This window comes from Flavobacterium sp. CF108, assembly GCF_900129795.1.
Lineage (GTDB): Bacteria > Bacteroidota > Bacteroidia > Flavobacteriales > Flavobacteriaceae > Flavobacterium.
Window position 1 is genome coordinate 126,092 of record NZ_FQWW01000006.1, and the last position, 19,915, is coordinate 146,006.

12 protein-coding genes are annotated in these 19,915 nt (G+C 31.7%); 5 read left to right on the forward strand and 7 right to left on the reverse strand.

The window, feature by feature from the left end:
• Nucleotides 1–28 precede the first annotated feature (28 nt).
• The 3 genes from BUE10_RS17145 to BUE10_RS17155 are packed head-to-tail and all read left to right on the forward strand — an operon-like array spanning nt 29 to nt 3,313.
• On the forward strand, nt 29–1,150 hold the full coding sequence (locus tag BUE10_RS17145) for a hypothetical protein (RefSeq protein WP_073487051.1): 1,122 nt from the start codon (nt 29–31) through the stop codon (nt 1,148–1,150).
• Nucleotides 1,151–1,153: 3 nt separating this feature from the next.
• Complete coding sequence (locus BUE10_RS17150) at nt 1,154–2,371, forward strand: autotransporter outer membrane beta-barrel domain-containing protein (protein ID WP_073487053.1); 1,218 nt, start codon at nt 1,154–1,156, stop codon at nt 2,369–2,371.
• Nucleotides 2,372–2,398: 27 nt separating this feature from the next.
• A complete protein-coding gene (locus BUE10_RS17155; protein WP_073487055.1) occupies nt 2,399–3,313 on the forward strand; it encodes a hypothetical protein in 915 nt (304 codons plus the stop codon).
• 53 nt (nt 3,314–3,366) lie between these two features.
• On the opposite strand, the gene BUE10_RS17160 is transcribed toward BUE10_RS17155, so the two are convergent.
• Entirely contained in the window at nt 3,367–3,708 is a 342-nt protein-coding gene (locus tag BUE10_RS17160; protein WP_073487057.1) for a hypothetical protein, read from the reverse strand.
• A 246-nt stretch (nt 3,709–3,954) separates the two neighbouring features.
• Here BUE10_RS17160 and BUE10_RS17165 point away from each other — a divergent pair, with 246 nt between their 5' ends.
• Nucleotides 3,955–4,374 (forward strand): helix-turn-helix domain-containing protein, encoded by a 420-nt coding sequence (locus BUE10_RS17165; RefSeq protein WP_073487059.1) that lies wholly within the window; start codon nt 3,955–3,957, stop codon nt 4,372–4,374.
• 163 nt (nt 4,375–4,537) lie between these two features.
• On the forward strand, nt 4,538–5,758 hold the full coding sequence (locus tag BUE10_RS17170; RefSeq protein ID WP_073487061.1) for an IS4 family transposase: 1,221 nt from the start codon (nt 4,538–4,540) through the stop codon (nt 5,756–5,758).
• A gap of 169 nt (nt 5,759–5,927) precedes the next feature.
• Here the strand turns inward: BUE10_RS17170 and BUE10_RS17175 are convergent, their stop codons facing one another.
• The 6 genes from BUE10_RS17175 to BUE10_RS17200 all read right to left on the reverse strand — a co-directional run bounded on the left by BUE10_RS17175 (nt 5,928) and on the right by BUE10_RS17200 (nt 19,787).
• Entirely contained in the window at nt 5,928–6,347 is a 420-nt protein-coding gene (locus tag BUE10_RS17175) for an RDD family protein (RefSeq protein WP_073487063.1), read from the reverse strand.
• A gap of 2 nt (nt 6,348–6,349) precedes the next feature.
• The gene (locus BUE10_RS17180) at nt 6,350–10,789 is read right to left on the reverse strand and encodes an RHS repeat domain-containing protein (protein ID WP_073487065.1); all 4,440 of its coding nucleotides are present in this window, start codon (nt 10,787–10,789) and stop codon (nt 6,350–6,352) included.
• Nucleotides 10,790–10,796: 7 nt separating this feature from the next.
• Entirely contained in the window at nt 10,797–15,974 is a 5,178-nt protein-coding gene (locus tag BUE10_RS17185; RefSeq protein WP_143055991.1) for an RHS repeat domain-containing protein, read from the reverse strand.
• A 10-nt stretch (nt 15,975–15,984) separates the two neighbouring features.
• Nucleotides 15,985–16,587 (reverse strand): hypothetical protein, encoded by a 603-nt coding sequence (locus BUE10_RS17190; protein ID WP_234984759.1) that lies wholly within the window; start codon nt 16,585–16,587, stop codon nt 15,985–15,987.
• On the reverse strand, nt 16,574–17,107 hold the full coding sequence (locus tag BUE10_RS17195) for an OmpH/Skp family outer membrane protein (protein WP_073487071.1): 534 nt from the start codon (nt 17,105–17,107) through the stop codon (nt 16,574–16,576). Before BUE10_RS17195 ends, BUE10_RS17190 begins: the two co-directional genes overlap by 14 nt.
• A gap of 337 nt (nt 17,108–17,444) precedes the next feature.
• Nucleotides 17,445–19,787, reverse strand: a complete 2,343-nt coding sequence (locus BUE10_RS17200) for a mechanosensitive ion channel family protein (RefSeq protein ID WP_073487072.1) — start codon at nt 19,785–19,787, stop codon at nt 17,445–17,447.
• Nucleotides 19,788–19,915: the final 128 nt, after the last annotated feature.

Sequence of the window (19,915 nt, forward strand, 5' to 3'; positions counted from 1 at the left end):
CGTATCAAAATCAAAAATTAAATAAATTATGAGAAAGACTTTTTTATTATTTGTGGCATTTGCCACGCAGGTAAATTTTGCTCAAAGTGTTTTTCCTACTGATGGCTCGAATGTGGGAATTGGAACTTTATCACCGGTTTCTAAATTGCATGTTGTGGGTACAATAACCAGCTACGAACCGATAGCTCTTAGTACTACAGTTAATTCTTATCAGCTCATTAACAGTATTTCCGGAAATGTTGGAGACAATACATTAATAAATAAGTTATGGACGTATAGAGACGGCACTTTAAATAACTGGTTTAATGCTAGACTTCATGATGGGATTTCAATAGATGCTTCTTTTAAAACTCCAAATTTGGATACTAAAACATGGTGGGAAAGAGATCCCAAGGATAATATTCAATCGTGGGGGAACGATGCAGTAACCTATTTGACTATTAATCAAGGCAATGTTGGTATTGGAAGCATTTCTCCTGTAAGTAAATTGTCTGTTATTGGATCATTGACTTTAAATGGAGGCTTAACAAATAGCCTGCAAAGACCATCAATAAATGCTGGAACATTAACATATGGTGAAATTAGAGGTTTTAGTAATTCAACAAATTTAGGAGATGATGGTTTCTTAAGGATTTCTGCTGGTGGTGGTACAAATTCTAATACGAAATCTTATATTGATTTGTCAGGATATTCAACTATTCCAGATATGAATAGAAATATCGTATTTGGAACTTTTGGATTAGAACGTATGCGAGTTGATATCAATGGTAATATAGGTATTGGTACAACAAATCCATTAAATAAACTAGATGTTAATGGTACAATTCATTCAAAAGAAGTAAAAGTTGATATGCTAGGCTGGTCCGATTTTGTTTTTAAAAAAGAATATCAATTGCCTACTCTTGAGGAAGTTGAAAAACATATTGCTGAAAAAGGACATTTAGAAAATATTCCAAGCGAAGAAGAAGTTTTAAAAGACGGAATTAATTTAGGGGAAATGGATTCTAAATTATTACAAAAAATAGAAGAATTGACTCTTTATATGATTGAAATGAAAAAAGAGAATGAAAAAGTAAAAGATGAAAATATTTTGTTGAAAAAGAACCAACTAGAATTAGAAAAAAGAATTGTAAAACTTGAAGATAAATAAATTATGAAAAGATTCATCGTTTTAATTTTAATTTGTGTTTCGCAGATAAATTTTGCTCAAAGCACTTTCCCAACTGATGGTTCTAATGTAGGAATTGGGACAATAAACCCTACTCAAAAATTAGAAGTGGTTGGAGGTGGATTATTTCAAGGTGCAGTTATAAGTTCAGTTTCGGGAGATATAGGTGGTAGGTTAAGATTAATTAACTCGTCAAAAACTGCAAATGGAGCATCAAACGATTGGGTAATATATAATATGGCCGGCAGTTATGGAAATAGTTTACAATTTTGGGCCTATGATAATTTAGGTTGTGGAACAGGATTGTGCGCTAATCGTTTTACTATCATGGATAGTGGTAATGTTGGTATAGGTACAAATGCTCCAACTGCCAAATTAGATGTAAATTCATCAGCTGTTGCAGCAACTTTTAGATCTACAACAAATTCAGTTCCCGTAACTATTGTTAACACAGGAACTACACTTTCGTCAATTGGTTTTAAAGGATCGACTTCTTTAACTGAATATAATGTGAGAGTAGGAGCTGATGGAAATGACTTTGCAGCATATACAGCAAATGCAGAGAGAATGCGAATCAATTCAATTGGTAATACTGGTATTGGTACTGCTAATCCATTAGCAAAATTGGAAGTTTATAATGGAAATATACTGGTAAGAAATGCAGCTAATGTTGATAATGAATCTAATATAATGATTGCTCATTCTATTAAATATGCAGATAAAGATACATATGGGACTTCGCTTCGAACTATTACACAAAGTGCAGGGACAAATGCTTATGGTATGCAGTTTTTTACCCAAGAATCATACGTAACTGGGCAGACAGAGAAGCTTAGAATTTTAGGAAATGGAAATGTTGGTATTGGGGAGATAAGTCCCAAAAATAAATTAGACGTAAAAGGTACCATTCATTCTCAAGAGGTAAAGGTAGATATGCAGAACTGGTCTGATTTTGTATTTAAAAAAGAGTACAATTTACCAACACTTGAAGAAGTTGAAAAACATATTAATGAAAAAGGGCATTTAGAAAATATTCCAAGTGAAAAAGAAGTTTTGAAAAACGGGATTAATCTGGGAGAAATGAATGCCAAGCTTTTACAAAAAATAGAGGAAATGACGCTGTATATGATTGAAATGAAAAAGGATATTAGTGTTTTAAAGCAAGAAAATAAGGAATTGAAATCACAGATTAAAAGTAATTAATTTTATCTATATACAACTAAAAGGCCTATGAAAAAGTATTACCTAATTCTAATATTGCTTTTTGCGAGTATTAGTAATGCACAGAATTATAATAATATAGCTAATTATTCAATCAATGGAACTCCTGTGAATGGAGTGAAAATAAAAACGAATTTACCTTTTGTTCCAGCAAGTCAAATGCCCACGATAACTATTACGGGTTTTAATTACCAAACAGCGGAGACAATAAATCTAACAATTGTTTATTATACTTATTCAACAGGCGGTAATTTTAACGATCCATCAAATTTTTATTTTCATACACCAAAAATGTCTTCAGCAGGGAGTTACGCTCCACCTGTTTATTTGTCTAGTGAGAATGGAAAAGTTGTTATTTTTATAAATGATAAGTCGTATTTTCAACGATTTACTGTTAGCGCATACTCACAAGGAATATCAGAAATAGCTAGTTGGTTTCAAGGATGGACTGTTGTAGATGAGGCAATGACAGGGACAAAAACAGTCGAAATTCCGTATCAAAATAGATTTAAAGGAAACGTCTATTTATCTGGAGGAAGCATTTGGAATTCTGTCGGAAATGTTGGAATAGGAACTGAAAATCCTGATGCTAGATTAGCCGTAAATGGGACAATCCATTCCAAAGAAGTAAAAGTTGATTTAAATGTCCCTGCACCGGATTATGTTTTTGCGAATGATTATAAATTAAAAAGCCTTCAGGAAGTTGAAAATTATATAAAAGAGAATAGTCATTTACCTGAAATCCCATCAGCACAAGAATTCGAGAAAAACGGAATTAATGTTTCTGAAATGAATATGACTCTTTTAAAGAAAGTAGAAGAATTAACTCTTTACGCTATTGAACAGCAAAAAAATACCGAAAAGTTAATGAAGATTATCGAGGAGCAGAATAAGAGGTTAGAGACTCTGGAAGGAGCAAAATAAATTGAATAATACTATAACAGAAAGCCGCTTTTATAATGAAGCGGCTTTTTTGTTTATACTGTTGGCGTTGTTTCAGAATTAGTATTTAGCTTCTGGATTATATTACTTAAAAGTTCAAATTCATCCATTGGAAAAAGCTGAAGTGCAACCTCTAAAATAAGGCCGACATTAATTGATGAATTTTTATTTGTTTCTGTAATTTTATGAGTTTCTTGATCTATTGCCAAGATGCATAATTTTAGCATATTAGTAATTACACATCCTAGTTCGTAATAATTTATAAATTTGATTTCGGCAGTATAAATTTCTTCATCATCACTAATGGGCTTTAATGTATTTAAAAATCCGGCTGTTAAATTTTTAAGATCTTCTAAGTTTTTCGTTTCTTTTTCCATAATCCTTGTCTGGCTTTTATTTTTTTTAGATTTCTTTTTGGAGGGTATTTATTAAAAGGATTTTTACTCTTTTACAGGATTTGAATTTTTAATTTGTACTTGTCCGAAAAATTGTATTTTTGTTTTATGCATGCAATTAAATAAGACTGTTTGACGTATTGAATCATTTTGATCTGTATCGTACAGAAATGAATATGTTATTTACAGATTGCATTATTTTTTATTCCTAATTATTACCTTTGAATTATGAGCACATTAACGAAACCAAACCATATAGGGCGAAAAATAAGCCGTATTCGTGAATTAAGAGATATGAAGCAGGAAGCATTGGCTCAGGCTTTAGGAACAAATCAACAAGCAGTTTCTGCTATGGAAAACAGTGAAACTATCGACGATGATAAACTTGCAGATGTTGCAAAAGCTCTTGGCGTAACTGTGGAAGCAATTAAAAATTTTTCGGAAGAAGGTATGGTAAATTATTTTAACAATGTTTATGATAACGAAATTAGTGGAAGTATTGTTAATGCACATGCAAGCAATTGTTCTTTCAATCCGTTGGATAAAATGATGGAGCTTGTTGATGAAAACAGAAAACTTTACGAGCGTTTATTAGAATCTGAAAAAGAGAAAAATACTTATTTGGAGAAGTTTTTGAGGGAGAAGTAGATTTTTTTAGAAGATATCTTGAAACAAAAAAGAGACCTTCGGTTAAGAATGGTCGGAAGAAAAATCTTCCGACTTTTTTTGCTTTGTTTGTTTTTATTTAACGAGATATTTCTTGTTTAAATTAACGATTTTACTTATATTTATTACTGTAAACCAGTAATCTATGCCAAATTTTAAAGATCACAAAGTATCTGTTAATGAACTATTAGGTTTTATACCCGAGGCTCTCTTATCTCACTTATCCACTAATACTAAAGTGGATCATTATTCGAAAGTACTTCATGGGAAAAAAGTATTTTACCTGCTTCTTTATGCTATTCTAGACAATGAAAAACTCAGCCAGCGGACACTGGAAGATACTTTTAATTATTCAGGTTTTAAAACCATTTTTAATTTGGATGAATCAGAAACGGTTAGAAGAAGTTCCATCTCGGAGAGACTCTCAAAGATAGATTCTGGTTATTTCAAGGAGATTTTTGAATATATGTATAATCGTTTCTCTGAAAGTTATAGTCAGCCTGAGAGAGATAAATACAATTTAATCCGCGTAGATAGTACAATTGTTTCAGAAGCAGCTGGAAAACTCAAAGAAGGAATAGACATGAAGACTGGTAAGAAAAATATAAAATTCAGTATTTCCTTTGATGGAATTCTTCCTGCTGGAGTCGAAATATTCAATACTCAGAGTTATTCTTCTGAGGAAAACGCTCTTCCTGAAGCAATTTTAAAGCAAGTAAAAAAGGACACTGGGCATCGTAATATTTACATTATTGACCGAGGGCTTCAATCAACTCGGGTTATGAAAGATTTTTCACAAAAGAATGTCAAATTTGTTATCAGATCTAAAGAAAATCGCAAACATCAAGAAATAGAATCCCTTATCAAAGAAGAACAGGATTTAGATCTTGGAGATAATTTATTAATAAAAGATAGTATTGTAAACTTTTATACAGGTATTCCAGTAAATAACAAACGAGGAAAAATACACTATAGGGAAGAAAAAATTGAAAACAAATTCAGGCTTGTAATGGTAAAAAATAAAGAGCATCCAGAAAAAATATTTTGGTTTATTACTAACGATTTTGAACTTACAGCCAAAGAAGCAGCCGATTACTACAGAAGAAGATGGGATATAGAAGTATTTTTTAGATTTATCAAACAAGAACTAAATGTGAGTCATCTTGTATCGCTAAGTAAAAACGGGATAGAAGTCATGGTTTATATGACTCTAATTGTGGCAATGTTACTCTTAATTTATAAGAAAGCAAATAATCTAGGTTACAAAACTGCAAAAAGAAGGTTTGGTATGGAATTAAGAGAGCTAATTACTGCAGTAATGATAATACTTTCAGGAGGGGATCCACAAAAAGTATATAAAACATAAGTGGTCAGAATTTCTTCCGACCACTCTTAACCTTCGGTCTCTTTTTTTAATTTGTTATATTGATTAGAAGATTTAGTTAAAGCATATGAAAAGATTAATTTTTTAATTATACATACACAATTTTTTTTGTAGTATTATGTATGTATTTATATGAGGTTCAATCTTACAGTTATGTGTTTTTTCTCGTTGTGTAGATCTTTGTAATTTTTTCATGCCAAAATTTACTTTGTTTATCGAAAAGAAATGATACAGGATCTAATGGAATCAATCTTAATATTGTTCGCATAAGAATTCTCCAAAAGAAAGTTTTGTTTTTTTTACCAAAGACGTAAAAACCTAAAATCATTTTGCCTAGAGTTAATTGCAAGAAAAACTCCATTAATAAAAAATATATGCAATAAAATAAAATCTGAAAACTTAGAATTCTACAGGTATTCCAGCAAATAAAATTATCACACTCAATAGTAGCTCCTTTTTCATCCAAAAAAAACAAATAAATAAAAGTTATAAAACAAATAACTATACAATCAATATAAAAAGCTAAACCTCTTCTAAAATAATAATTATTTAAAAAATCTTTATAAGTCATAATTAATTTTTTTGTGATGGAAAAATAAATCCTGCTTTAAAACCAGCTTCAATACCAAAAAAGAAAGAAGCTTCTGCACCAAAATTAAATCCCATTTTTGTTCTAGAAATCTTGCCTTTATCAATTCCAGATGTATGAAACTCGGTTGTTATTTCTGTTACAATGGCACTGGTGGTAATTTCTTTTATATGACCTGTTTTGCCATCAAATTTAAAATCTAAACCACCAACATATGAAGCTCCAACACCAAAAGAATCTCCTGGCTGTCCAGAAACCTCCGAAGTATTTATAAACTCACCGCCTTCAAGTCTTGATCTAGAAGAATCAAAATCAAAACCTATTTGATACAATGATGATTTAGCGACTTCACCTTTTAGTCCTACTTTAGTGCCTAATAACCTAGCTTCAGCTCCTATTGAGCCTTGAGTTATTGCTGCATGTCCTTCCATATAAAGTTCTGGTATATTGTTAGCATTTGCATTAGTACCAAAAAGAGACATTCCACCTGCTCCTGCTCCTGCAAAATTTAACGAAGGTTGTGATTTATTATTATATCTTTTACCTCCAAAAGTAGTTTTAATATCCATTCCATTTCCATCAGAAGATATAGTTCCTGATCTAACACCCCAATCACCATTAACTTCACTTTTGAAGACAGTTCCACCATTCCATAGGGAATACCAAGCAGCTCCAAGCCATCTTGCCCATCCACCATCTGGATCAATAGAGGAAACGGGGTTATTATTCATTCCTAAGTAAGGCGAAGTGTATTGTCCATATGGATCAGTAGATAACCATCTTCCAATTCTCCCATCCCAAAGACGTAGCTGGAAAGCTTCCATTTGTGTATCCTGATCCAATTCTTGTCCCTGAAATGCATAACGATAATTGTTGTTAGATGAATTACGTCCGTACAATAGCTCTCCAAATGGATAATAATCTGCGTATGATTTTGTAACTGTATTTCCACTTTGCCTTTGAACTACAGCTCTAACATTTCCTAAATGATCTGTAATTTCATAGTTCGTTATATTTGCCCTATTGGTAACGCCTAATCTATTTAAACCATAAACAGGTAACTCGACCTGACTTATGCTTCCTCCAGAAGGTAAAAAATATATAGCTATTGTATTTCCGGAAATATCTAATTCATAATAAGTCGTTCCAGGTATGGTGGTGTAACTTTCTTTTCTTATACGATGTCCTCGTTCATTATAAAAAAACTTTACTAGAGAGACATTGTTTTTCTTTACTTCAGTTACAAGACCTTGTGTATTGTAAATATAGTTTAATTTCTCGGAAATATTATCAGTTAATTGACCTATGTCATTATACTTGTAATTTTGCGGGTCTGTCTGATTTTGGATGTCATTTAAATTTGGATCTACAATACCAGTATCAAGAACCCTGTTTAATTGATTGTTTCCATTATAATTATATGTTAGGTTATCAATAATTCGACCTGAATTATCAGTTCTTACTAATGTTTTTATATTTCCGTTTGCGTCATACGTTAAACCTCCTTCTGTTAAATTTGCAGTAGGGGCAATAATAGCTGAACTTGAATTTGCACTTCCAAATGTAGCCCCTGTTAACCAATTATTACGATTGTAATTGTACAAATATGCTTTTTGATTAGCTGTATTTCCAGAATAATCACCATTTATTGCTTTATTTGCCCAGCGAGTTGCTTTTATATTTCCGTTATAATCTGCTCCTGCAGTTGGTGAAGTTGTTATGTTTCTGCCAGTACGTAAATAGTCTCCATTATAGTAATCTAATGTCATCCCAAATATATCAGGAGTTACTGATGCATTTGCAGTACCGGCAAGTCCGTCAGTTCCTGGATCTTTAGCACTTTCTAAACTGGGATGGTTAATACTCTTTAACTGACCACCTAGGGTATAGACATAATCTAATCCTTGAATTCCTTGACCGACATTAACTCTTTTTAATTCTCCTGTTTTGTAATAATTATATTCCGCATGTGTTGTAAACGTTGTATTATTTGTTGAGGTTTGAACTGTTGTTAATACATCATTAATGTTATAAGTGTATTTATGTATAAATGACTCGGTATCGCTATCTTTTTGAAATAATACTTTTTGTATATTACCTTTATAATCATATTCATAATGAAGAGTTTTTGCTCCAATGCCTTCATTGTATTGTATGATCCATTCTGTTCTTCCATATAGATCGTAGCTGTACCAGGTAATTGCATTTATAGTATTACCAGTGTCAGATTTGTAAGTTACGGCTACATTGCCAGATAAATTTTTCTGTAAATTTGAATACGTTGGTGCTAAAGTAGTAAGATTTAAAGCTGTAGGAATTGTTAATGAGTAAGCAGTTGGCAAAAGAACAACATCAGTAACTGTGTTTTCGGTATAATCATATACAGAAAAAGTCCTTTCCTTAACACTAAGGCCCGTAATAATTGTGGTATTATCAACACTATCAACTGCAGTTGCCCATATAGCTGGATCTCCTTTAATAACGCCACTTTCTATTGGCCTGCCAAAACCGTCATAATTTGTGTATGAAACTTCATTGTTTTTGTTTTGAAGCGCACTTTGTGAATAACGTATTTGCCCATCTTTACGATAAGCAAATTTGCTGTTTCCCTGATCTGGATTTGATGTTTCAATTAATTGCCCTAATGTATTATATGAATAAGTAGTTGCAAAACTTGACGAAGTCATGTGTGTAGGACTTGCGACTATTGTTGTATTATTTGTATAACCATTTGGCTGTATTGATTTTATTAACTGGCCAGTTTTGTTGTATATATTTACAGCATATTCATAATAATTTACATTATAAGTTATTCCTAATGAACCATTATCGTATGTTGGTCCTCCAGAAGCAATATAAACTTTTGGGTCTGAAGTAGGGGGTGTTTTTGCTTCTATTCTGTATGCATTTCCACCAGTTATAGTTGAAGCGGTTAACCCTGTTTTTAAATCATATACATTATATAAGTTTGGTAATCCTATTAAATTACCTGATGTAATACCTTTTGGGATATGTACATCTACAAATCCCTGAGTTCCTATAAGTGAAACAACCGGATATGAAACTCCTCCTTCTGGACCTGACCTTGCAGAAGCCAGTAATTTGCCTTCGCCATCAGTAAAAGCTACATTTTCATTGCCGTTTGCATCAACACTTACAGATTTGTAAAACTTAGTAATTACTTCTTCTTTTCCAGCAGTAATAGTTCCATCATAATAATCGGAACCATATACGTAATACATTTCTTGTGCAGCAGGAACAGTAAAAGAATATCCTGTTTTCCATGCTCCATTTATTTTATTGCCTCCTACTACATTAACAATGTTTCCGGGGTTCAAAGAGTCATAATTATTTTGTGCAAAAGGATGAGTAGCGGTAGCTTGGTAAATTTCGTCAGTATTACTATCGTTATAGTAATTTGCCAAGCTTGAATTTGCAGAAACATCCTGCAGGTTTGCAGCAGTTATTTTAAAGCTACTTCCTGTTGATGCTGTAACACTAAATCCCTTACTCAATACAATACTTGGAGCAGTTAAAGTCACAGTAAGTCCGGCATTAACAGACGAGGAAGCATTAATGAGCTCACTGGCTTTAACAATTTGGCTAGTTGTAATAGGAGTTGTAATATTTTGAATTGCTGGGTATGAATCTATAACAATTTGAGCAGGTGTTTTAAAAAAACTTGTCTTTTCAAATGTTGAAAGAGGTGAAGGTGCTATAAAAGAGGTTTTATCAGGTCTTTCAAAATCATCATAGGTTGTTTCTATACCCCAAATTTTATTTGTTACATAATCCTTAGATAAACTAACATCAGATTTTCCTAAATCATCAAAGTAAGATCTTGAAGCCCCTATTGCGTTTCCTTTTGTATCATAAGAAATTTGATGAATCCAATGAGCAGTGTTATCATTCCCTTGATTTAAATAGTTTCCAGCAGGTTTGGTACAGCTAATAATTGGTGAACCGTCTAACTCAGATCCAATACCATCTCCGTTATTGTCTAAATACCATTTCGTGTAAGGGTTAATATCTATATTATTATCGTTACAATCCAGATTATTATCAACATAGTCAACAGGTTGTGTACAACCTGTTATTGTTGTATTACTTGTTCCGAAACCATCATGATCATGATCGTAATACCACACATAATAAGTTATAGCTATATTATTATCATTGCAATCATTGTTATTGCTTACCCATTTATCAGACGGTCTTGTACAGGCCATTTGAGAATTATTGGGATCTCCGGCTCCATCATCATCGTAATCATAGAACCATGCGTACTTTTCATATTCCTCACAATTTCCTGGATCTGGCTCAATAATTTTTTGTACGGTAGCAGATTTGCTTTTTGCGTCTTGAGAATAGGCAACAGTAAAATTTAAAAAACCGATTATGTATAGTAATATGTATCTTTTCATAACTTGATTAATTTAAATATTTATTATTATATGTATTTGTTTTTGAAAGCTTAAAGCCACCTGTTACTTGATTTGCCGTATCATCAATTACTTCACTATAAGTTCTTATTAACCTTCCTGTTGCATCATATTCAAATCTTGTTGCTAATCCATTATTTGCGATAATGTGTGTTAATTCATCCCATTCGTTATAAACATATCCTGTCATTGATGATGAAACAGGGCGTATCATTAAGTCATCAAAATAAACAATAGAAGTATCTGCAGAAATTAGGTAAATCGAATGTACACCTGTAGTTATATTTACATAGGCAGATTTCAACACCCAGTTTCCTGCTGGATATGATTCAGTAAAATCTACAATAGAACCATTATTACTTATTCTGGCTTTCCCAGAATTAGATTTTTCGACCCAAACAGATACTTTGTATTTACCAGCTCTATGCTGACCACTTCTCATAGCAACTCCAAATTGTGAATTTGATGTAGCGGCAATTGATTTTTTACCTGTATGGGAATAGGTAGGATTTATACTGGCATTGATCATTATTACTTCTGGTTCAATAAAATTTGAAAAACCTGTAATCGGTGCATTTTCACCACCCGCAAAAAACATTTCGTTATAACCGGCATTTCCAGCTGCGGTTATTTTAGTATTATTATCTCCCATTTTTGTTGAAGAATAATTACCATTGATATCTTTTGTTTCAAGCGGTGCCGAAAAATGATCATATAATGTTATTTCTGAAACCTGTTTCCATTTTGCAGGCTGTGCGACTGGATTTCCAACAGCTGTTGGAAGGGTCCAGATAAAACCATCATCATCGCTATTTGTACTTGAATAATTTTTGAGAATGCCTTGACTATCTTTTTCTCCATTCCAGATGTAAGATTTGTGTTTTCTAAATATTTTTTCATTAATTCCAGTTGTTCCTTGTGTCGCGCCTGCCATATCTTTATATGCCCATACGTTACTCCAGGTGGTTATACCTACACCTGTCTCTTTCCAAGGTTTTGTTGCGTCATTTTTATCAAAAATATAAGAATAATTAACTGCAATTTGATTAAGCATATTTTTATAAGTACCAGGATTGTCAACTTTTGCTTTCATTCCATCATATTTCATATAGGCAGGAATGATTTTTGTTTTTATTGCTTCTCCGTTGCTATTAACTATTCTCGTTTCAGTTGCTTGACCAGTTAAAAAGTCATAATTGTCATAATAATTTGTAGTTGACCATCCTCCTTTTATAGTGGTAGTACTTTCTAATCTACTAGGTAAAAATGCCTTTGCAACAGAAGTAAAAAGATATTTGTAAGCTCTTTTTACTATCACATTACCATTGATATCTATACTATTTGAATTTGTATAATATTGGTGGCCATATTTAAAACTTTCTTGAGATATTCCGCTTTCAATATCATCATTTTGAAACTTTTTATATTTGTTAACTACCTGACTAATTAATTGTTGTTTAGAATTAAAATGTTTTACACTTAATAACTGCCCTAAACTTGAAAAATTATCATATAAAATTAATTTTGCTGTTGTTACTTTTCGTTGAGAATCAAATTTTCTACGACTTCCTCCAAAAAATTTTATTGAGAATTGATCTCCAAATTTATATTCATACTCTCCATCTGCTGGATCTGTTAGTGTGAGGTCGTCCATCACTTTAAAATTATAAAGTGAGCTGGATAATGTTTCAGAACTGTTTTTTATAGTAGTTGTAACATATTCATATTGAACGTTTGGTGAAGGAATTTCCTCAACAGCCTGAATCTTATCGGCTACTTGTGGATTATCTGAAGGTTCAAAAGAAGTTACTCCTGATATGTTTGTAGTATAAGGATTTCTATAATCATAATCGGTAAACAAAGTGTTTCCATTATTAAAATCTGAGGTTGTAATTCTTTTAACTCTTAGTCCTCCGCCATTTTTCCCATTCCTTCCATATTCACCTATTAAGGGATTATAATTAGCAATGACCCTAAAGCTGTATGCATATTCAGTAGCATTTGGTTGAGAATAATTATAAACATAAGATACGAATCCACCATCGCCACTTACGATAAAACAATAGGGTCCCTCAAAAAATCTTTTTTGGAGACTGATATCTGTTTTATCATTTGGTTTTAAAGTCAATGTTTTATTAGTATTGTTTATGCCAATTATTGTATAATTATTTAGAAATTCTTTGTTTTCTGGAGAATTTGAATTTGGGGCTGAAGGGTTTTTAAATTGAAAACTTAAATTAATTTCCTGATTTAAATTAAATATGTCATTTAAATTATCAGTAGGATATTTAAAGTCTGAATTTATCGTTATGATATTATCTTGAATCGTATATTTAATAGGTTCATTATTACGAGGTTGACGAAAAAAAGCTGCGGCAGATCGGGTAACGGTATTAGTATTAAATGCTGCCTCTCTTGAAAATGAATCTGATTCATAATCAATTTTTATTCTGGCACCATTAGGTGTTATAATTTCATTTAAACTCCATGCATCAGGATTGTCTTTAACATAGCCCCAATTATCTGAATTGGTAAAATTATAAGGAATTGTACTTTTTAAGTAATTGAATTTATATGCAGGCATTGTTTTAATATTGTTTTTCCCGTTAAATTCAAGACTCCTTAAAGCTAATCGGCCACTAGTAGCATTCGGTAAATTACTCCCCAGACTGTAGTCATAATTAAAATTAATAACTTTCACAGCCTTAGTTTGTATATCAAAACCTTGAGATTGATTTAAAATACGAATGTCTTCTGTATCAAGAACATTTTGATCAGTATTTATATCCGCGATTTTTACATCATAAGGATCTTTTCGAATAACATCAGTTGCTCCAAAAAAACCAAAATCAAAATAGGCATATCCTTTTTTTCGATTAGTACCAGTTCCTAGGTTTTTATTAGCATTTAATGCATCGTTATTTTTTAATAATATTATTTTGTCCAATTTTAAACTTAAATTTTCAGGCAGATCAACATATTTGTAAGTTCGATGTTTGTAATCATAGTCAAAATTGAAATTTAAAGATTGGTATGTATTGGGTGAATTTGGTATAGGCTTGTAATAATACCCTTGTTCTATTGGCCTTGCTAGTCGATCTTCAAAGGTTTGTGTTAGATTAACGGGCATTGGGCCTGTTTGATATTGTCCATTTCGATATTGTATCGAAGTGCTTTTGTCATCTTCTCTAACAGATTTAACAAATAAAGCTGTATGGGTACGAGTTTTAATTTTATCTAAATAATAAATTTGTTTTCGCCCCCAAAAAAAGAAATTTTTATTGTTGTAAGTTTTTCCTCCTACTTTTGGAGATCTCCATCCATAACCGTCAGACCATTTTCCATATTCAAACTGAACATAATATCCATAGTCGTCTTTATCTATTATATTATTGTTGTTAATATCTACATAATCAGGACCAGTAATAGCTGTCAATAACCAGTGAGTAGCATAAGGCTTTGTTCTAATTGTTTCTAAAAATTTGTCATTTTCATTATTTACATTTGAGTAATTTTTATATACTTCCTCATAACTGTATACGGGTAGTGAATAATGATATACTTTACCATCTAAAGCAGTAATTCTATACGCACCAATTCCGTTTTCGGCAATATTTTTGTAATAAATTCTATCGTAATCCGATGCTTCTAGAAAAGGTGTTTGACCAGTATTTCCATCTACAATTTGTTTATTCGTAAAAGCTTCAATGTATTGACCATCTCTTTTTCTGTTTCCAACTTTTGTCTGCTGTCCATTGTAAGTAGGAGAAGAGAAAGTAGCGTCAGAATCTGTTACAATATTATTAACAAATCTTGCTGATTCATTTACTCCATTTGCATCGACTGTATTATTGTCTAAATTAAAGGTAGGATCAAGAGATTTAAAGTCACCTGTTTGTGTTCTTAAAAAAGAAGAGTTTACATTGTCAAAATAAAAAAATAATTTATTGTTTAATTTATATGCATTATCATTATTCTCACCTGAAGGTGAAATTAAATATTTCTTACCAATTTGTGGTTGATCAGTTTCATCTCCTTTACCAAAAAGCATAATTTCGTCATAGATTCTTGGAGAAAAGGATCCTGACATTCCTTGAGCTGTAGCAGAGTAATTATCGTAATCAGGTAAAGTTATCTCTACTGGTGCATACAATGTTCCTGATCCAGTAATGCTTCTATTTTTGTCTAAAACCTCATGTGTTCTAACGTCCATAAAAGATTTATAATCTTGTTGATATTGAGACTCTTTTTTAGAATCGTAAAGATTTAAAGTTCCAGAAGTATAATTGTTAGTAAGTTTAAAAAGAGAATATTCGATATTAGTATGTTGATAAGCTATCCAATAAAAACCGGCAAGATTTAAATTGAATCCACGATTATAATTGTTAATATAATAATCTGAAGTTGTAGCAGATGTATTAGTATTACTATTGCTGGAAATATTTAAATCAGGTGTTACTTTATTTGTCGCTGTACTATAAGATATACCAAGCGCAGATGCTTTTGCCTCTCCGTCAGTATTTATCGTAAGACCGCTGTAAGTAGCGCCCATAGCCGATAAAGTGTAAGATCCTGACATCTTTTTTGAATCCAAATTATAGCTCACCCCAACTCCTGCATATGAGACATCAATTTGTTCTGAGCCAACCCCAATACCAACTCCAGCATATCCTACGGTTCCTCCCCAAGCTTTATGTGCACCCCAAGATCTACTCATTCCAATTGTTATACCATTAGGTAGAGTACCTCCGATTGAGAAACTATAATAATCTAAATTTTGTCCTTGATCATACAATAATTCTGAAATTTTTGTTTTGTCCCAGTCATCAGGTACTCCTTTTACAGATCTATTTATAGCTCCAGGATTTAGACTCCATCCAAGCCCAACCCAAGAAGCTTCTTCATCCATTGCTATTCCTGCATGGTTTGATAATGTAAGGGGATACCCTCCTTCAGGGCTTGGTACATTTAATAAAGGTAAAACATAGGACATATCTCCTGTTGCTAGATTTACCATGTCCGTTGCGTCTATAGGTTCAAAACTAGTTGCTTCGGGTGCAACTGGTCCATTATTAGAAGCAAATAAATTATTAGGCAATAATGTTGGAAAAAATATCAACAAGAAAAAAGTAGCAATAATGCGATGGCGCTTGTGGTATTTGGTCATTGTTTAGGTTTTAAAAGGCTAATTGAGGTTCGTTTATTAAGGCTTTAGTATTTAATTTGAATTTAATATCTCCGGTTTCAAGACCTAAATCTTCGATTACAAAATTTAGGTAGTCTTGTTTCAGATATTTTTCATCACGAGGATATACAATCATTATGGATGTAGAATTACTCATGCCATACATTCGGGGATAAATAAAGTCGGCTAGGGCAAGAGTATCTTTTGCGGGAGTGTAAACATGTAGTTTTTCTTCCATTCCAAAAGCCAGTTCATTGACCATTTGTCCAAATTTTGCTTTGTCCTGTGCAACGCCATTTAATAATTCCTGATTGTTTTTTGACATAGAAAGGTTGAAATACATGTATTTACTGTATTGCTTTCTTAACTTTTCTATTTGAGAAGGATTATTATCATCTCCTAATTCTTGTTTTACAAGTAAATCAGTTGGTCTGTATTGTAAAACATAGTCAACATCGGATACGGTTTTTTTATAATGATAACCGTTATCTTCATCTTGTATATAATCATTCATTTCCTCTTGTGTTTCAAATGATTTGTTACAAGAGGAAATGAATATTACTAGAAGAAGTACTAAAAAATTATTTTTTTTCATATTCAGCATTTAAGCCTTTTAAAACTTCTTCAGTTAAATCGGTAGATTCATCAGCATACATGATGTTTCCTCCGCCGCTGGCGCCAAATATGATTTTGTAGTTATGATCTTTTCCGTATTCTTTGATATAATCGTTAATATCATTAATTACGGTTTGTGTTACTTTTTTGTCTTCTTCCTGAATTTTTTTCTGGATGGCTTCTTGGTAGCCATTTATTTGCTGTTGTTTGTTAGATAACAGCTCTTGTTTTAATTTTAATTCTTTAGGAGATAAAGATGTTCTTTCCTTTTCGTAATTTTTTAGTTCATTTTGCCAGTTACTGATTAAAGAATCAACGTTAGCTTTCATTAAAGAAGCTTTTTTGTCAAACTCAGCTTTTGCAACTTTTGTTTTACTATATCCGGTGATTAATTTGTTTACATCTACATAAACTAATTCTGAACTTGATTTTGCAAAATAGATTGCGATAATACTTAAAAGGACTGCAAAACCTGCAGCATACAAAGGCATTTTTTTCATTTTTGTTTCTTGGGATAATTTTAACAATATTAATCAATTTACTGTTAATTTATATGTGTAATTTGTTTTTTTTTAACATTTGTAAATTGTTGATTTTCTGTTTTTTGCGCTGTATTTTTAATGTTTTAGATTACACTGAATTTTAATTTATACGTAATGTTATTCGTAAAACATGCAAATATTGATTTTTATATTCATTTTTTTTTACGGGAAACCTCATTTTGAATAACTTTTTACAAATTATTTAGTTTTCAATATTTGATTTTTTTAAACTAAAAAGAGCAAAATCTAATGATTTTGCTCTTTGCTTTTATAATGGTTGAAATAAAAGAATTTTTTAAGTCGAAAAAGTCAGCCCTTTTGCTTTAAAGTTACTAAACAAAACCTGCTTAGCGGTACTTATAGTTTCTTCGGTTCTGTAAATACTACACCAGAATTTAATTTGTATTTTAAATTTTCCATCAGAAATAGAATTGTAATAAATCTGAGATGGTTTGGTGTTATTTACTAAAGGAAGACTTTCAAGAGAACTTAAAATAGTTGCATTTATATCTTCGGGAGTTGCATCGCCGCTAATTTCGATAGCAATATCTACCAGTTTAAAATTATCAGTATATGTCCAGTTGGTAATGTTTTGAGATAATAAATTACCATTCGGTATAATAATTTCGGCACCATTTGGAGCATTAATTTTGGTTGTACGTAATCCCATCGATTTTACTCGTCCAGATTCAGAACTTATATCAATAACGTCTCCAATTTGAATAGGTTTATCAAAAATTAAAATAATACCCGAAACGAAATTGTTTACGACATTTTGAAGCCCAAGACCAACACCGACACCTAAGGCTCCTAAAAGAATACTCAATTTATCTAAAGGCATTCCAGAAGCAGCAACGGCTAAAAGATAACCCACAATCAAAACGATAAGTCTGGTAATTAGTAATTTAGAATGCTGCCTTTTGTTGATGTTTTCTTCGTTTTCGTCTTCAATTTCTCCAAAAAAGTAAGCAACATAATTCTGTAGTAAATGCGCAGCCCAGACAATAATGAAAAATAAAACGATATTCCCTAAAGTAAAAGTGATGCTTCCAATAGTATTTGGTCGACTAAGTAAAGTGCCAAGAGAAGAACGTAATGATTCCCAAATGTTTAAATTGGAGGCAATTACAACCAGCCACATATAACTGATTATAATTATAAAAGGTTTTTTTAGTGTATCGGACACATTCTCGTAATCAAATATTTTTTCGATTCCGCGTTTTATACGTGTTGTGTAAATCTGTAAAAGGATTATTTCCAGAATTATTTTCAAGAGAACACTTAAAGCAACAATCTGCGTCAACGAAATGAACGCAGTTAAACTCAACATATTTGAAAGCGAAACTCTTCCAAAAATATTATAAAGAATTGATAATCCATTTAATCCGATAAAAATAATGCTGGCCCATTTAAAAAATCCTTTAATATACAATTGATCTTTTAAACTTTTAATTTGAACCAATCCATATCGAATTCCCAGAATATTTATAATAATAAAAGAACAGCGTTGAAACAGTCCAACTTCAATAAAAAGATCTAGGAAACATAGCGCAAAAAATAATCCAAAAAGCAGCAGCCAGTTGCGCATTGATTTTCCAGACCAATCATTCTTAAATAAAATTGTGAGTACACCTAACGAGCCTAACTGAAGCAGTTCTAAAAATAGGGCAGGAGCATATAAATTTGTAACTATAGCAATGTTTAAACCTATTATAATTACAGGTAAAATAACGCCTCTGTTTAAATACTTAAAATTAAAAAGAGAAAGATTTTCGGCATGACCGTTAGATTTTAAGTACTTCAAATTACGAGAAATATACCAGGCCAAAAGTCCCATAAAGAAACATAACGTAATTAATCCACCGGCTTTGTAGCTTAAATAATAGGCAGCAACATTTTCTTCAATTATAACTTTTGCTTTAATGTTGTGTGATACCACTTTTTTTGCCGTAGAATCAGTGCTCCATAGTGATGGATATTCTTTTTTAAGAATACTGATTCCAGATTTTTCGAGTTTTGTTTCTACAGTTGTTAAGGCGTTTGAAACAGCAATTTTATGTTCAACTGTGAGTCTTTTTTTTGTATTTAAAACTTCCTGATTTTTAGTCATCAGGCTGTCCGTTTTTAGATATCTTTTTTTAAGACTGGCTAATTCTGTTTTAAATTGTTTTCTTCGAATGGTATCTTTTATGAGTGTAAAAAGAGTTTTGTCTTTACGCAGATCAAGAATTTTACCTTTAATTTTTTCAAGATTTGCATTGCGGTGATCTATAGCTTTATTTTGATCGTTTAATTCTTGTTCGATTTCTTTTAAAACGATACGATACATTTGCTGATTTCGCACATTAGGGTTTGCACCTTTTAAACTTGCTAATATTAAATCAAGTTTACTTTCGGTTCGTTTAATTTCGCCAAACAAGTGAAAAGTGTTTCCTTCGAATTCGGCATCATTAGCAGCCGATTGTAAAACATCTCCGGCTTTTTCAATAGACATTAAGTAATCACTGTCTGTTGCTGTTTCTTCAAATAATTTAGATTTGTTTTCTGTTTTTGAAGTTGTAGTTTGTGAATAGGAAAATGATACGGAAAACAATATCATTAATAAGGCTTGTAGGTAAGAATTTCTTTTTGAAATCATAATTAATTTGGTGATTTAAGGTCTCCAAATTTAATTGTTTTTTGGATAGGAATGGTTTTGTAAATGGGAAATATCAGAAAAGAAAGATCTGTCAGCTATAAAGAAAAATGTCCTTGAATGTTAAAAAA

Excerpts from the sequence above, each read along its gene's own strand:
- BUE10_RS17145 (WP_073487051.1), top strand. The coding sequence starts at position 29 with ATGAGAAAGACTTTTTTATTATTTGTGGCATTTGCCACGCAGGTAAAT.
- BUE10_RS17150 (WP_073487053.1), top strand. The coding sequence starts at position 1,154 with ATGAAAAGATTCATCGTTTTAATTTTAATTTGTGTTTCGCAGATAAAT.
- BUE10_RS17155 (WP_073487055.1), top strand. The coding sequence starts at position 2,399 with ATGAAAAAGTATTACCTAATTCTAATATTGCTTTTTGCGAGTATTAGT.
- BUE10_RS17160 (WP_073487057.1), bottom strand. The coding sequence starts at position 3,708 with ATGGAAAAAGAAACGAAAAACTTAGAAGATCTTAAAAATTTAACAGCC.
- BUE10_RS17165 (WP_073487059.1), top strand. The coding sequence starts at position 3,955 with ATGAGCACATTAACGAAACCAAACCATATAGGGCGAAAAATAAGCCGT.
- BUE10_RS17170 (WP_073487061.1), top strand. The coding sequence starts at position 4,538 with ATGCCAAATTTTAAAGATCACAAAGTATCTGTTAATGAACTATTAGGT.
- BUE10_RS17175 (WP_073487063.1), bottom strand. The coding sequence starts at position 6,347 with ATGACTTATAAAGATTTTTTAAATAATTATTATTTTAGAAGAGGTTTA.
- BUE10_RS17180 (WP_073487065.1), bottom strand. The coding sequence starts at position 10,789 with ATGAAAAGATACATATTACTATACATAATCGGTTTTTTAAATTTTACT.
- BUE10_RS17185 (WP_143055991.1), bottom strand. The coding sequence starts at position 15,974 with ATGACCAAATACCACAAGCGCCATCGCATTATTGCTACTTTTTTCTTG.
- BUE10_RS17190 (WP_234984759.1), bottom strand. The coding sequence starts at position 16,587 with ATGAAAAAAAATAATTTTTTAGTACTTCTTCTAGTAATATTCATTTCC.
- BUE10_RS17195 (WP_073487071.1), bottom strand. The coding sequence starts at position 17,107 with ATGAAAAAAATGCCTTTGTATGCTGCAGGTTTTGCAGTCCTTTTAAGT.
- BUE10_RS17200 (WP_073487072.1), bottom strand. The coding sequence starts at position 19,787 with ATGATTTCAAAAAGAAATTCTTACCTACAAGCCTTATTAATGATATTG.